Origin of the sequence: Paenibacillus kobensis NBRC 15729 (assembly GCF_004000825.1) — a bacterium.
Taxonomy (GTDB): domain Bacteria; phylum Bacillota; class Bacilli; order Paenibacillales; family Paenibacillaceae; genus Paenibacillus_T; species Paenibacillus_T kobensis.
Genome location: NZ_BILZ01000023.1, coordinates 18,206 through 33,217, shown reverse-complemented (window position 1 = coordinate 33,217; position 15,012 = coordinate 18,206). Strand labels below are relative to the sequence as shown.

Sequence of the window (15,012 nt, the reverse complement as noted above, 5' to 3'; positions counted from 1 at the left end):
AACAGAGGCGGACCGCGCGATATTGTTCGCGCGTCCGCCGTCTGATGGTGCTGCTATGCGCAATGCCACTCAGGTGCAGGTGTGAACACCTGCCTAAAGATTACGCCTTACCGTGGCACAGTTTATATTTCTTGCCGCTGCCGCATGGGCATGGGTCGTTCCGGCCGATACGGTCCTCTTCCGCCGCTTTCGCCGGACGCTTCGCAGCCGGCTCGCCGCTGCCGCCCGATTCCGTCTGCCCCTTCGCCACTTCTTGACGCTCGAGGTTGTTCTCGACATGCGCCTTCATAATATACTTCGCGACTTCTTCTTGGATGTGCTCGATCATTTCCTTGAACATCTCGAAGCCTTCGAATTGGTATTCGCGCAGCGGATCGGTGCCGCCGTAAGCGCGAAGATGGATACCTTGACGGAGTTGATCCATCGCATCGATATGATCCATCCACTTGGAGTCGACGGCGCGGAGCACGACGACCTTCTCGAATTCGCGCATCGTCTCGGTTCCGATTTGCTCTTCACGCTCGTCGTACAGAGCTTCGACTTTGCTGTTCAGCAGCTCGATAATCTCTTCTTTCTCCTTGCCCCACAGCTGCTCTGCCGTCAGTGCATCTTCTTGGAGCAGGTTGCCGTGCACATAATCGACAATTGCTTGGAGATCCCAATCTTCCGGAATGTCCTCGGAGCAATGCGCTTCGACGATACGGTCGATCACCGGCTTGATCATCTCGGTAACAATAGACCGGATATTCTCAGAGTTAAGCACCTCACGGCGCTGCTTATAAATAATTTCACGCTGCTGGTTCATCACGTCGTCATATTGCAGGACGATTTTCCGCATGTCGAAGTTGTTGCCCTCGACCCGCTTCTGTGCCGATTCTACCGCACGCGAAATCATACGGCTCTCGATCGGCTGATCCTCGTCGAAGCCGAGACGCTCCATCATGCCCATAATGTTCTCGGCGCCGAAACGGCGCATCAGCTCGTCTTCGAGCGACAGATAGAATTGCGAAGAACCCGGGTCTCCTTGACGTCCAGCACGACCGCGCAGCTGATTGTCGATCCGGCGGCTTTCATGCCGTTCCGTACCGATAATATGCAGACCGCCAAGATCAGCTACACCTTCGCCGAGCAAAATATCGGTACCGCGGCCCGCCATGTTCGTCGCAATCGTAACCGCGTCCGATTGGCCTGCGCGCGAAATGATTTCCGCCTCTTCAGCATGATATTTCGCGTTCAGTACTTTGTGAGTGATGCCGCGTTTCTTCAGCATTTCGGATACGCGCTCGGAGTTCTCGATCGATACCGTACCGACGAGCACTGGCTGCTTGTTCGCATGGCGCTTCACGATCTCTTCAACGACCGCTTTAAATTTGCCGTTCTCGGATTTGTATACGACGTCCGGGGAATCCTTCCGGATGTTCGTACGGTTCGTCGGAATTTGGACGACCTCGAGACCGTAAATCTTCTTGAACTCCTCTTCCTCTGTCTTCGCCGTACCGGTCATGCCGGCCAGCTTGCGGTACATCCGGAAGTAGTTCTGGAACGTAATCGTAGCGAGCGTCATGCTCTCGTTCTGTACTTTGATTTGCTCTTTTGCTTCGATCGCTTGATGCAGACCGTCGCTGTAGCGGCGTCCTGCCATGAGGCGGCCCGTAAATTCGTCGACGATAACGACTTCGTCGTCTTGTACAACATAGTCGACGTCGCGGCGCATAATCGCATGCGCTTTGAGACCTTGTTGAATGTGGTGGTTCAGCAGCACATGCGCATGATCGAACAGGTTGTCGATGCTGAACGCGCGTTCTGCCTTCTCAACGCCCGCTTCCGTCAACGTGACGTTGCGCAGCTTGATATCGACCGTATAATCCTCTTCTTCCTTCAGCTTGCTGACGAACCGGTCAGCAGCGAAATACATCTCCGTCGACTTCGCAGCTTGACCGGAAATAATAAGAGGCGTTCTTGCTTCGTCGACGAGGATGGAGTCCACTTCGTCAATGATGGCATAGTACAGCGGACGCTGTACCATCTGTTCCTTATAAAGGACCATATTATCGCGCAGATAATCGAAACCGAATTCATTATTCGTACCGTATGTGATATCGCAGGCATAAGCTTCCTGCTTCTGTGCATGCGTTAGTCCGTGCAGATTGCAGCCGACCGTCAAGCCGAGAAACTCGTAAACCTGACCCATCAACTGGCTGTCACGCTGCGCCAAGTAATCGTTGACCGTCACGACGTGAACGCCCTTGCTGAGCAACGCGTTCAAGTATACAGGCAGTGTACCGACGAGCGTCTTACCTTCACCGGTTTTCATCTCTGAAATTTTGCCGTCGTGAAGCACCATGCCGCCGATCAGCTGTACGTCAAAGTGACGCATGCCAAGCGTACGCTTCGCTGCTTCGCGAACTGTAGCGAATGCCTCAGGCAGCAAATCTTCGAGTTCCTCGCCTTTCTCGAGACGCTCGCGGAATTCAGCCGTCTTCGCGCGCAGCGCTTCGTCCGACAGTCCCGTGAATTGCGGCTCTATTGCGTTAATCTCTTCGACAACTTTCAAACAACGCTTAATCTCGCGTTCGTTCGCATCGCCGAATATTTTCTTTACCAATCCGAGCATCAGCAACCGCCCTACCTTTCGTCGCACCCTTATTCATTACGCCTTTCACTTGCAGACCGCCGACATCCGACCGGATGTTAACAGGGCGGTTACGCTTTCTCTCAATGCCTAAATTGTAACAGTTTGAGAACCTTGTCGCAATGCAATGTAACAGTTTCCAACAACGAGCACCAACGTCTGCCATTTATACGCAATAAAGCCCCTTCTCCCAGGTGGAAAAGGGGCTTTCAATATTCGATAAGTTAGGAGCCGGATCGGCTTGATCAGCTCTGTTCAATTAGCCCGTATTTGCCGTCGTTCCGTCTATAGACGACATTCACTTCCTTCGTATCAGCATTGGCGAAGACAAAGAAACTGTGGCCAATCATATTCATTTGCAGAATCGCTTCCTCGACGTCCATCGGTTTGAGCGTCACTTGCTTCGTGCGGACGACTTCGAAGTCCTCCTCCTCATCCAATACTCTCGCTGCCGAGCCAGACTCTTTGAAAAAAGATCTTACGCCGCTTTCATTGCGGTACTTGCGGTTTACTTTCGTCTTGTGCTTGCGGATTTGACGCTCTAGTTTGTCCACCACGCCATCGATCGAAGCGTACATATCCTCGCTCTTCACTTCTGCCCGGAGCATAACGCCCGGCAGCGGTATCGTAACCTCTACAGCATGATATCCTTTGGTTACCGATAAGGTAACGCTCGTTTCGGAGGTGATCGGTGCTTCAAAATACTTTTCCAGGCGGGCTACTTTCTTCTCGACGTATTCGCGAAGCGCATCCGTCACTTGGATATGTTGACCTCGAATGTTGTATTTCATGGGGCACTCCTCCTTTACTTGATCTTATTATAACATATGAAGGAAGGTTCGAACATCAGTATTTTCTGTTAGTTGTGAATTTTCTGAAAATTTTTTATATAGAATTGTCAGTTTTTGTCCTTTATCGTGAATACAACGGTCGTACGCTGACAAGCATATCGTTAATAGTGTGAATTAAAAATAATGCCGGACCTTTATGTAGGCACGGCATTATTTAGAGGAATGTAGGACGCAGTATTATTTTGATTACTCTATAAGTTCAAACTCGCCAATTTGAAGATATACACCTCCATTATTTGTTAACACATTTATCCTGTATTTAGTGTAAGATCCTGGGCTTGAAACTGCAAACTCCTTCGCTTCATTTGGTACCCAGTCCGAAACATTATTTTGAGTATCTAGGATTACCCATGTTGTACCGTTGTAACCTTCGAAGGTCCAGTCTTTTGGAGCCCTTTTACCACCATCTGAATAATTTATTGGTCGAATAGTGTACTTCATAATTGTTTTTGGACTACTTAGCTGGTAGGATAGCCACTGATTTGTCAGTGTTTTCGGTGCCCATCCGTAATCATTGTAAACCTGATCAAAGGCATAAAACCCATCAGTATAACTGTTTGTTATACTGCTATATTCAACCAAACCTTCTGGCGAAGTATTGCTCAGCATTTTAGGGACAATACTTTGGCTTGGTCCACTTGGAGTATATTTTATTACAGATTTTGCAGATTCAAAAACTGGGAACACGGCTGAGACACCGACCGAATATGTTACACCATTAACCAATCCAGTTAAGTTATAGTTGGTGCCTGATATTAGTGTACTGTTTACTTTGACTCCATTTAAATATACGTTATAGCCGGCTGCATTAATCGTTTTTGCCCAACTAAAAAATGTATCACTGTTGTTTTTTTGAGCTATTAAATTAGTTGGAGAATTATACGTAAGAAGCGTACGTGATTCTGATAATTCGATTTCACCAATAGATAGATATGCCCCCCCATTGATTCCGGCAATCAGAAGTCTATATTTAGAGTAATAATTGTTATTAGAAATCGTAAAATACTTTGGTTGTCCTAGTTGCCAATCTGTAATGTTATGCTTTTCATCTAATATGATCCAGTTAGCTCCATCAAATGCTTCAAATGTCCAATCTTTAGGGGAACGAGCTGGCCCTGCGGAATGGTTTAATGGTCGAATCGAATAGTCAGTAATAACTTTAGGATTATCAAATTGGTAAGATATCCATTGGTTTTGCGCTGTTGCAGCAGTCCAACCGTTAACATTATTTTCACGATCGAAAGATAAATATCCATATGAGGATGCTGAATATGCGCTACTGTACTCGACGCGCCCACTTGGCGAAGTATCACTGGACATTTTGGGGACAATATTAATAAATGAACTATTATCTTTATAATTCGAATAATAAGTGACCTCATTTAATGCAGCCCAGGAAACAGCTCCGTTTATCTTAATCCTGATACCATTATAATTGTCCCAGTTTACAGATAAAGGGTTAATAATAGCTGGATTACCGGGTGTATCTGGAAGCCTAACAGAAACAGGAGTACTAATTTGCAACCAGACTCCTTGTTTTAAACCGTATATTGTTAATTTAATATCTTCTGATGGGCTTGAGTGAGCAGCGAGTTGTATTGCATTTATAGAAATTGATCGCGGAAATAGAATTTCGACCTGGCCAGTGTTTGAACCTGAGTCCCAGTATGTACTAAGGTCGCAATCCAATACTAAGTTAGGTGTATGTTGCTGATAGCTCGCACCAGAATAACTAGTAGTCCCATCTGGAAATTTGGCCCCACCCATTCCATTACATGCCTCTTCTGTTTGGAGTGTAATTTCAGAGACAGCCACCCAAGAGTTGGAGATAGTATCTATGTCAATTCGAATTCCGTCGTAAGAGTCCGGTGAAACTGCAATAGGTTCTAGAATTGAAGGTTGAAACGAGGAGTCCCCTTCAACTAAACGTGAATCAGTATTATTTATCTGAATCCATTCTCCCTGTTTCAAACCGTAGATGGTGAATTTTTCATTAGAAGAAGGAAATGCATATGCGGCAATTTGTAGGCCAGATATCATAACTGAGGAAGGAAAGGTCAGTTCCAACGTTCCGGAACTTTTTCCTGGGCTCCAGTAGCTTTTTAAATTTTCATCTATTGCATTTACCGCTAATGTTCCTGGAAACGAAGTTCCCGTAATAGTAGTATCAGCAGGTGGAGTAACTCCTTCCATTCCCTGAACCATCTGAGTAGCCTGTGTGCTTTCTGCAGAAACTAATGAACTTAAGCTAGAAGTCATTAGCAAAAAACAAAACATAATAATTGATAGTTTACTTTTCATCTTTCTTCTCCTTATTCATAAGATAATGTCAATATCGGTATATTAATTATGAATATTTAGTAATAGCTCAACTCTAGCAGCTTGAAATTGGTAGATAAGCCTTGACGTAGCTAAGCAATCCGGTGATCCATTAACGGAATTTACGCTGAATAAGTGAGGAAATTTTTCCGCCTTCATTACGATAATTTCGTTGATCAATCGCTCGATCCAGTATAGTCGCGATGACTTGTGGAGCAGTGAGCAGCGCTTCTTGCTTAGATGCGAAAGTTGAACTTTAAATGCAGAGCCTCGGGCATGTGAAGCTCTGCATCTTCTTTATCTGAAATTAATCATGCTTGGTTACGTAGTTGTCTTTTCGTATATATACCGCGCTCCAAAAGCTGCTATTAATATCGCTCATACTCTAATTATAAAGCTGTGTGAGCTGCTAGGCAGCAGCTCTATGACAATAGCTATTTACACTCCCCACATTGTATTTAAGTTGATTAATTCTTTATTAAAATGACCATTAGTGCTAACGGATTTAACTTTAAGTCCTCCACAAAGCCAATCAGTTGCTTCAAATAACCTTCATTATGTTCTAACGAGCGAGACAAAATCTGGATCACACTCACGCAGGTCTCCGGACTTATTTCACCGTCTTCTAGACCTCTTCCTATTATATGGAATTTGATTAGAGATAACAGTGAGACTAGTTGAATATATTGCTGAAACGCGGAGTATCCCTTCTTAAATAAAAACAATTTTTCAAAAACGTAATTGACGATATAGTTTTCTAATATATATTCCTGCTCGCGAAGGACTGGTGCGAATATGAGTTCTAACCCCTCTTTATAGCGACCGAGAATATATTCTGAATCATTTTTCTCCAACCCAAACCCTTGAATCACCTCATCTAACAGTGCCTTATATCGAGCATTCAGCTGCCCCTTTCCACTCCTTAGTTCAACCATTCTGCTCAATAACTGCATAGATATATGATGAGCTTGAGGCATTTGCCCTAGTAACGGAGCGAAGCTGTTATTCGCAATCTTCACTTTATACTCTTCTATTAATGAAGAAATGAGTTCGAATTTCTCATTGCTTATACTTTCTTCGAGCTTCTCACAGAATAGTCCAAGAATAATCATTCGATCGGTCAAATTATAATTCCGGTTCTGCAGCAACGAGATGACGAAAATCCGAATTTCCCAAAAGTGGGCCTCTATTGTATTACTTGCAGTTGTTCTGACAAGGCTACTGATCGCTTTATAATTATTATTCGATTCGATAACATCGAACTCCATAGGATCTTTATTCAAGAGAGCTAATCGAGCCGACTCAGGACATGACATGCTGGCGCTGACCTCAATTGTGTCATCAACGATATTAATATTCCGAGGATATGTCGCGCAGGTTGTACTTAAATAGCTCTCGCCGAGGGTTGCCTGAATGCCGCACATCTTTTCTTCTGTTAAAAACGAACATGCCCCTTGATCGTTCAGTTTCATGATCGCATAGTTTTGATCCGATGCATTTACTTTAACCCGTTCGACATTTTGATCGAGCCGCTTCTTCAGCGTCGAATCCGAGACCTTTTGATAGTTTTTATACGTACTCTTATCAATGAAAATCGCCCAACTCCTGCAGCACGTATCTTCACATGCAGTTCCAGTACATGCAAACTGTCTCATATATTGCGGGAGCATTGTTTTCTGCTGCATCATCTCGAATCGATCCCTTCTAGCCATTCTGTCCTATATACTATCTCGGTTCACAGTCCTGCTTTCTTTACAGTGATTCTATATAATAAAAAACCCCGGTTGCCCGGGGTTTTGTCGCTCATGTCTGGTGTTGACACCATCTATGAAGTTGGCTCGATCATCGAGCCGAATAATTACAGTTTTACTACGTTTGCAGCTTGTGGACCGCGTGCGCCTTCGACGATGTCGAATTCTACAGCTTGGCCTTCTTCCAGCGTTTTGAAGCCGTCAGCTTGGATTGCGGAGAAGTGGACGAATACGTCGCCGCCTTGTTCCGTCTCGATGAATCCGTAGCCTTTTTCTGCGTTAAACCATTTTACTTTACCTTGCATGCGTAACATTCCCTTCATCTTCAAATGCTGTGTCCGGCCTACGTGAGGCCCACAATTCGAATATAACCCGACTTCATATAATTGTCAAACATTTTTTTGAAAACGGATTCATTGCTGTGAATAGAGATTTTTCCATCCTTAAAGCGCTAGATTATTGTTTGTGTATCGGATGATGGAACCTGGGATCTTTATGTTTCAACAACTTAGGGCTAACTCCATTGCATTCTTTAAATAAAGCGTGGTTCAAGATCGTCACATCTTTCACCGCGAGCATATTAAACCCATGCGGCGGCCCTTCCAAATGTACCTCTTCAGGCGCGATAATCTCGACTGGGGCAGCATGCATATCTACGTTTGAATTATAGTCACGCACAGCGAATACCGAATATCCGTATCCGGCCAGAAATTTGACAATATCACTATTATGCAGACCGTTGCTCCAGTCTACATAGTGCCGATGTACTTCAAATACAATGTTCGGCGCGTCCCCTGGCGGGAGTTCTAATTGGCTCTTTGCTCCTTGAAGAACATCATATTCCAAACCTTCAATGTCTAACATAATCAGATCTAGCTTACTGATTTGATTGCTGTGGAGATAATGATCGATAGAAACGGTAGGAAAAGCATCTGAATCTGCAGTCCCGTTCTCCGTCTGAGCAAGTTCTGCATAAGCAAAAGAATCTTCGCCAACCAGTCGCAAATGGCTATCGCTGTCTTTCCACAAACCCATCCGCCACGTACGAATATTCGTCAATCCATTATTATTCGCATTTTTTTGCAGCATCTGATTCTGATCAACATTCGGTTCGAATGCATGAATAATGCCTTCGTTGCCTTGGATCTGATTAGCAACCATTACGACTTGGTCTCCAAAGTACGCTCCGCCAACCAGAACATGCTTGGCTTGCCGCGAGAGATGCATAAGCAGCTTTGTCGTTTGAGGCTCCCAGACATGATCCGGCACTTCGGGGGCCGAGAGGAGGAAATCCCTTGCGATTTTGGTGCGATAATAATAGTCAAACACCAACCCGTTCGAAATTCGTTTATTCAAAATCGTCTGTGCGTCGAACATGGCGTCTACGATAGGTCCAACTACCTCTTCTCTAGCATCACCTTCATATTGAAGTTCACTTTCAATTTCTTTCAACACAGCAACGAGCTTGTTGCGTGCGACTTCATTATTACCAATCGTTCGGAGCGCATTAATCAGCTTATCCATTCTGTTCCCTCGATTCGTTTCCATGATTACAAATGATTTTAGATTTGAACGTTGTACCAGCGTTGGGCCCAACATTGCTCTTTATACTTATATCCAATGGAGCCATCTTCCGACCGGTACACGACAGTATTGTTTTCAATGTTCTTCTGATAAACGGATGCATTGATTCCTACTGATACTTTGTCGCCAATCACACAATCGCCAATAATCGACGAATGAGGGAGAACAGCAACCCCCCGCCCTAGAATAGGGTACTTCCCATTCTGAGCCCCTACTGTACTCCCCTGGCCAGCTACTAGATAGTCTCCATATTCTGCTTTACCTAGCACCGTTCCCACAGTATGAAGCAGCAGGAAGATCGAAGGCAGTTTCGTATCGTAAAGACAACTAAATCCATGCAATGATTTATTCAAATAAAACAATTTATTCGCTATAGCCAAGTCCTCTGTCCGTGACCATATTGAATTGGACAAGAACCACAAGAACACGGCATATTGATCGGAATACAGATGGTTCAAATATAGATTTCCGTCCTTGAAGTAAGTTTGAAGCGTCACATCCTTCAAACAATACTCCGTACGCTCCAAGGCAAGATCGAAGGCTGCCGAATTATCATTAAGCTGAACCATATATTTGTCCGGAAAGAAATGATTAAGCTGCCTGCTCACGTACTCTCTAAACTCCTGTACCGAAAGCGATAGCTCCACCTTCATCCCCCCTACTTATCCATGTAACGATTAATTTGTTGCAAGGTAACTTGTCTCATGTCTTGTTGCAGCAAGTAATCGTTATACCATTCCATCGACCATTGAATGGCTTCCTGTGCTGTCAGTTTCGGCTTCCATCCCAGTTGTTGTCGTGCTTTATCGCTATTTAGCATTAGGCATTTTGCCTCATACGGCTGAGCCCGCGTTTCATATACTACCTCAGGCTTAACACTCATATAATGCAAAGCTTGCTCGACGATATCAGATACCGACAAAATAGCCGTTTCGTCCGGACCGAAGTTCCAGCCGCCGTCAAAATCATGACCATAGTGCCACAAATGCTCTGCAAGGTTAAGGTAACCGTGAATACAATCAAGGACATGCTGCCAAGGCCGCACAGCATTCGGATTGCGAATAGTCAGCGGTTGATGGGACTCCAGTGAACGGATGATATCCGGAACAATGCGGTCCTTGGCGAAATCCCCTCCGCCAATAACATTGCCCGCCCGCGCAGAAGCCAGCACTTTTTCTCCATGAGTGTAATAGGACTTAGAATAAGCAGCAGCTACAAGCTCTGCGCCCCCTTTGCTGGCACTGTATGGATCTGCTCCTCCCATTGGCGACCCTTCTTGGAATGCATGTACAACATGTCCCGGGTTGTCATAACACTTATCACTCGTCACATTGACGACTACCTTCACTGAGGAAACCTGTCGTGCAGCCTCAAGCAGATAGACAGTTCCCATAATATTCGTATTGAAAGTGTGGATTGGTTCATCGTATGAAAGACGCACCAAGGGCTGAGCTGCCAGATGCAGAACGATTTCAGGCTGCACCTCATTCATTGCTGTGAACAGACCGTTATAGTCGGTAATATCACCATAATAAGATTGAATCCCTTCGTTCACGTCAGCAATTCGGAACAACTGAGGCCCCGGTTCCGGCTGCAGCGAATAGCCGCTGATCTCCGCACCCAATCGCTGAAGCAAAAGCGTTGCCCAACTTCCTTTAAACCCCGTGTGCCCTGTAAGGAACACTTTCTTGCCCTTCCAGAAACCGTGTTGTCTATGTCCACCGTTCACCATATTAACAGTACCTCATCTGAAATACTGTGAACTGAGATTTTAACATCACTTCCAGTTGAGAAGCTCGTTCCATATCTGTACCCGCGATACATTGTGTTAATGCTTTGATTACATTTTCGCTCATTGAGCTTCTTTGTTCCGAACAGAAATTAACTATTGAGTATGGCTCAAAGCCCCATTTTGCAGCTTGCTGAGCTACCAAGTCACGCATATAAATTTTCTTATGATGTAGGGTGTAAGAGGCATTAAGCATTTCTAATATTGTTTCAACATTCGTTCTGTTATTAACAGTAAAGATAACTCTTCCGTTCTTCTTCACGATATTAGCCAATCCGCTAAATACATCGTCCAGATCGTCGTGGTACAAATCAAGCGGCTTTTCAATGTATACCAAATCATATTTCTCATCAATCATCTCGGAAAGCGATGTGAAGGCATGGAACAATTTGACGTCTTCTGAGATTGTGATGAGGTCATCTACATATTTCGGTTCAGTCGTACATACCGACAGCTTCGCTTTCGTGCCGAATTCCGACCAGAGCTTATTTTTCACATGCAGCAGATCAGCGCCGCACTTCACATCAATTCCCAGTACCGTTTGGATTCCCGACAGCCGTTGATAGTCGATATTTAGTGCAACTGAACTGATTCGCGCATCTTGCCAGGCATCCAAACCGTATTTGTCTAGGAATATTCGTCTGCCTTCCTCCATCGAATTCGTCATGTGATCGCTAACAGTCGTCACACTGCCATAATGATGTGTAACCGTATCAGCACAATAAACTAACTTATATCCCGCACGCCTGATCTTGAAGCTAATATCGTCATCTGCGAATTCTCCGCGGAAGAACCTCGTATCGTAATATCCGATTCGATCCAGCAAGGCCGTAGGACTGCAGAGTACATTAGGCAGCAGAACAATGCGTTCCTCCCACATAGACGGGTTACTAACGTTATACGCTCTTGCCCGTTCCTGGAAGTCTTCTTTAGATATAAAAGGAATATCCACCATTTGCAAATTCGATATATAAGTCGCCCCCGGCGAAACGTATCCAATGGCAGGATCCGACTCGATACAAATCATCAGATTACTAAGCCAGTTCGGCGTAAAAATGAAATCGTTGCACAACACAGCACAATACTGCCCCTCAGCAGCCATCATGCCCATATTGAACCCTTTGACGACATGCAAATTGTACTTCAAGTGAATGACTTTAGCCCCGGAAATGGACTCAAAATAGGCCTTGGTCCCATCCGTGGAGCCGTTGTCCACCAAAATCAACTCGTAATCCACATCATGGGTGTTGGCCAAAATACTTTCTACACAATCTCGGGTATAATTCAAATTGTTATAGGCGAGCAGGACAACACTCGCTTTATATCGAGCCTTGGTTCCTTTATGTAAAATCTCGGAATGATCCATCTCTCCGACTTCAGGGTAGAGATGCGGAAAATCATCTTTATCGATAAATTGTTCAATCAGCATGGATACTTCCAACTCTAGAATTCGAAACATCGAGCAGAAGTGGAATTGAAAGTTATATAGAAAACCATCCACATCACCATCGGCGAAGCTTTCTTGAAGTTGTTTCATATAGAAATCAAGGTTACTATTAATGTCCTTGACTCGATTAAGAATTGGAATGCCCGCAACCGCTTCTTCCACTGCCGGCAGCATCTCTGTCAACGTATCCAGGATAATCATATCCTCTGGGCTCAAAGCGCCCTCATGAATACAATTGGCCAAGTGCGCAATCCCTTCCCGGCCAACATCCAATATCCCTATTAGTTGTTCTGCTACCTGTCTATTCATGTATTACTCCTTCCGTGACGAAAAGTCCGCCTGCAGTCTTGTCGAAGTTTCCCCACTTCTCGTCTTTCATTGATAGCAGGAGAGAATCTCGATTGGGCCATTCAATACCAAATGCAGGGTCATTCCAGCGAACTCCAGACTCATGAGACGGCGTATAGTATTCGCTGACCAGATAATGAATGCCGGCATTATCGGTAAGCGTCAAGTAACCATGCGCAAAACCTTTCGGTATGTATAAGGATAAATTGTTGTCCTCCGTGAGATTAATTCCATACCATTGGCAGTAGGTTGGACTATCTTCATTGAGATCAATGATAACATCGTAGATTGCCCCCTGGGTACACGTTACAATCTTATCCTCACAGTAAGGAGGCTTCTGATAATGCATTCCTCGAAGGGTATCTCTGTGCCGGTTGAATGCCGTGTTCGCTTGTACCATATTGAACGACAGACCATGCTCAGCTAACGTTTTTTTGCAAAAACTTCTCGCAAAATAACCCCGGTTATCTGATATCGGCTCCATTTCCAGCAGAGCTGCTCCCTGAAGAGGAGTCGGATGTACGAGCATAGCGATTCTCCTTTAAAACGAGTTTGTACTGACCAAGTCGTGATATACTCCAAGCATGTCCATTACGAAAGTCTCCAGATTGTCACGCGGCGCGAGCTCAGGAATGCTGCAGCAACTCGTGAATTCAAATTCGGACACCGAATTACTGCCTTCCGGACGTATAATTGATACCGTTCTGCCGTAGCGTTCTCTAGCAACCTTTTGCACCAGAAGCGCATACTGATAAACACTAAGTGTGTCCTGTCCATAGGCATGGATAATTCGTTCTGCAGGTTCATTATCCAGTATCCATTGAATGTTCCTGCACACATCTGTGACGCCGACAAAGTTGCGAAGTTGACTGCCCGTGGTAAGGAGCGTTATGGTACCGCGTTCGATAGCTTCCCTGCAGAATAGGAATGGAATCAAATTCCAACGCTTAAATTTATCGCGGTCTGCCGGAACTCCGAATACATTAGAGGGTCTGATGACCCATCCATCCAGCTGTTTAATCCGGTTATACATTTGAACCGTTTGCTCTGCTATTGCATGAGCAAGTCCATAATCATTATGCGGCGCTATGGGAGACAGTTCCGATAGGCGACCCGATTGATTGCCCATCACATGAAAGCTAGATATATAGATAAACTTGCGGATCTCATTATGTGTACAAAAATCTAATGCGGCATGAATCCCCGTTACACTCTCGCTCAAAGCACTATAAGTGTCCGTTTTGTATAACGTTTCATTAGGAGAGACTGTATGAATCATGGCATCAATACCTGAGACAGAATCGGTTGCCACTTGATTCGGCCGGGAAAAGTCCATATGTAAATCCCCGCTTCCATCTCTTGCAGCGGTTAAAACGTGATAGTTGTTATTCCGCAACCAATTCGCTAGATGGAGGGCAATATAGCCATTTGCACCGCTTAATAGCACTCTCTTTTTATTCATCTAGCACTCTCCTTATTCCCATACCTTCCACGGTGCTTTGTCTCGATCCCACATGTCATCGAGAATGATCTTCTCCCGCAGCGTATCCATCGGCTGCCAAAAGCCCTCGTGACGATAAGTGTTCAATTCGCCATCCTTCGCCAAATTCTGCAATGGCCCTTGTTCTAGAATCGTATCTTCCCAATCCGGCAAGTATCCGAACACTTCCGGTTGGCATACCATATAGCCGCCATTGATCCAACCACCGTCGCCGCGCACCTTCTCTGCAAAGCCGGTAACCTGATCGCCAGCCAGCTCCAACCGGCCGAATCGGCCATCGGGCTGGACTGCCGTTATGGTTGCCAGCCGATTGCTTTGCTGATGCACGCGTACAAGCTCATGAATATTGATATTGGCTAAACCATCTCCATAGGTAAGCATGAACGGCTCGTTACCAACATAAGACGCAACTCGTTTGACCCGGCTGCCCGTCATCGTATCCAGACCCGTATCCACTAAAGTAACCTTCCATGGCTCAACTTTATTATGATGGACTTCTACTGTATTGCCCGATGTGAAATCATAGGTTATAGCCTCGGACATATGCCGAAAATAGTTTGCGAAGTACTCCTTAATTACATAACCTTTATAACCTAAACAAATGATGAATTCATTATATCCATAATGGGAATACGTTTTCATTATATGCCATAGAATCGGCGCATCGCCGATTTCGATCATCGGTTTCGGCTTCAAATGCGACTCTTCGCTAATTCGAGTACCTCTTCCACCTGCTAGAATGACTACCTTCATGTCTTGTCACTTCCTTGCCTATTAATAATGCTTATTA

12 protein-coding genes are annotated in these 15,012 nt (G+C 45.0%); all 12 read right to left on the bottom strand.

From position 1 onward, the window contains the following. Window positions 1-100 precede the first annotated feature (100 nt). Window positions 101-2,614: a preprotein translocase subunit SecA gene (secA, locus tag PKO01S_RS14635; protein ID WP_127532093.1), complete on the bottom strand. Its 2,514-nt coding sequence runs from the start codon at window positions 2,612-2,614 to the stop codon at window positions 101-103. A 263-nt stretch (window positions 2,615-2,877) separates the two neighbouring features. Continuing rightward, on the bottom strand, window positions 2,878-3,423 hold the full coding sequence (gene hpf, locus PKO01S_RS14630; RefSeq protein WP_127532092.1) for a ribosome hibernation-promoting factor, HPF/YfiA family: 546 nt from the start codon (window positions 3,421-3,423) through the stop codon (window positions 2,878-2,880). 246 nt (window positions 3,424-3,669) lie between these two features. Further along, window positions 3,670-5,784 (bottom strand): fibronectin type III domain-containing protein, encoded by a 2,115-nt coding sequence (locus PKO01S_RS14625; RefSeq protein WP_127532091.1) that lies wholly within the window; start codon window positions 5,782-5,784, stop codon window positions 3,670-3,672. Window positions 5,785-6,269: 485 nt separating this feature from the next. Then, window positions 6,270-7,490, bottom strand: coding sequence for a flagellin lysine-N-methylase (fliB, locus tag PKO01S_RS14620; protein ID WP_127532090.1), 1,221 nt, complete (start codon window positions 7,488-7,490; stop codon window positions 6,270-6,272). Between the two features lie 170 nt (window positions 7,491-7,660). Next, a complete protein-coding gene (locus PKO01S_RS14615) occupies window positions 7,661-7,858 on the bottom strand; it encodes a cold shock domain-containing protein (RefSeq protein WP_110041885.1) in 198 nt (65 codons plus the stop codon). Window positions 7,859-8,009: 151 nt separating this feature from the next. Beyond that, on the bottom strand, window positions 8,010-9,077 hold the full coding sequence (locus tag PKO01S_RS14610) for an FkbM family methyltransferase (RefSeq protein WP_127532089.1): 1,068 nt from the start codon (window positions 9,075-9,077) through the stop codon (window positions 8,010-8,012). A gap of 38 nt (window positions 9,078-9,115) precedes the next feature. Then, on the bottom strand, window positions 9,116-9,784 hold the full coding sequence (locus tag PKO01S_RS14605; RefSeq protein WP_127532088.1) for an LbetaH domain-containing protein: 669 nt from the start codon (window positions 9,782-9,784) through the stop codon (window positions 9,116-9,118). Window positions 9,785-9,795: 11 nt separating this feature from the next. Next, entirely contained in the window at window positions 9,796-10,869 is a 1,074-nt protein-coding gene (gene rfbG, locus PKO01S_RS14600; protein WP_127532087.1) for a CDP-glucose 4,6-dehydratase, read from the bottom strand. Between the two features lies 1 nt (window position 10,870). Beyond that, complete coding sequence (locus PKO01S_RS14595; protein ID WP_127532086.1) at window positions 10,871-12,682, bottom strand: glycosyltransferase family 2 protein; 1,812 nt, start codon at window positions 12,680-12,682, stop codon at window positions 10,871-10,873. After that, the gene (rfbC, locus tag PKO01S_RS14590) at window positions 12,675-13,250 is read right to left on the bottom strand and encodes a dTDP-4-dehydrorhamnose 3,5-epimerase (RefSeq protein ID WP_127532085.1); all 576 of its coding nucleotides are present in this window, start codon (window positions 13,248-13,250) and stop codon (window positions 12,675-12,677) included. Before rfbC ends, PKO01S_RS14595 begins: the two co-directional genes overlap by 8 nt. A gap of 12 nt (window positions 13,251-13,262) precedes the next feature. After that, complete coding sequence (locus PKO01S_RS14585) at window positions 13,263-14,183, bottom strand: NAD-dependent epimerase/dehydratase family protein (RefSeq protein WP_127532084.1); 921 nt, start codon at window positions 14,181-14,183, stop codon at window positions 13,263-13,265. Between the two features lie 12 nt (window positions 14,184-14,195). Beyond that, entirely contained in the window at window positions 14,196-14,975 is a 780-nt protein-coding gene (gene rfbF, locus PKO01S_RS14580) for a glucose-1-phosphate cytidylyltransferase (RefSeq protein ID WP_127532083.1), read from the bottom strand. Window positions 14,976-15,012: the final 37 nt, after the last annotated feature.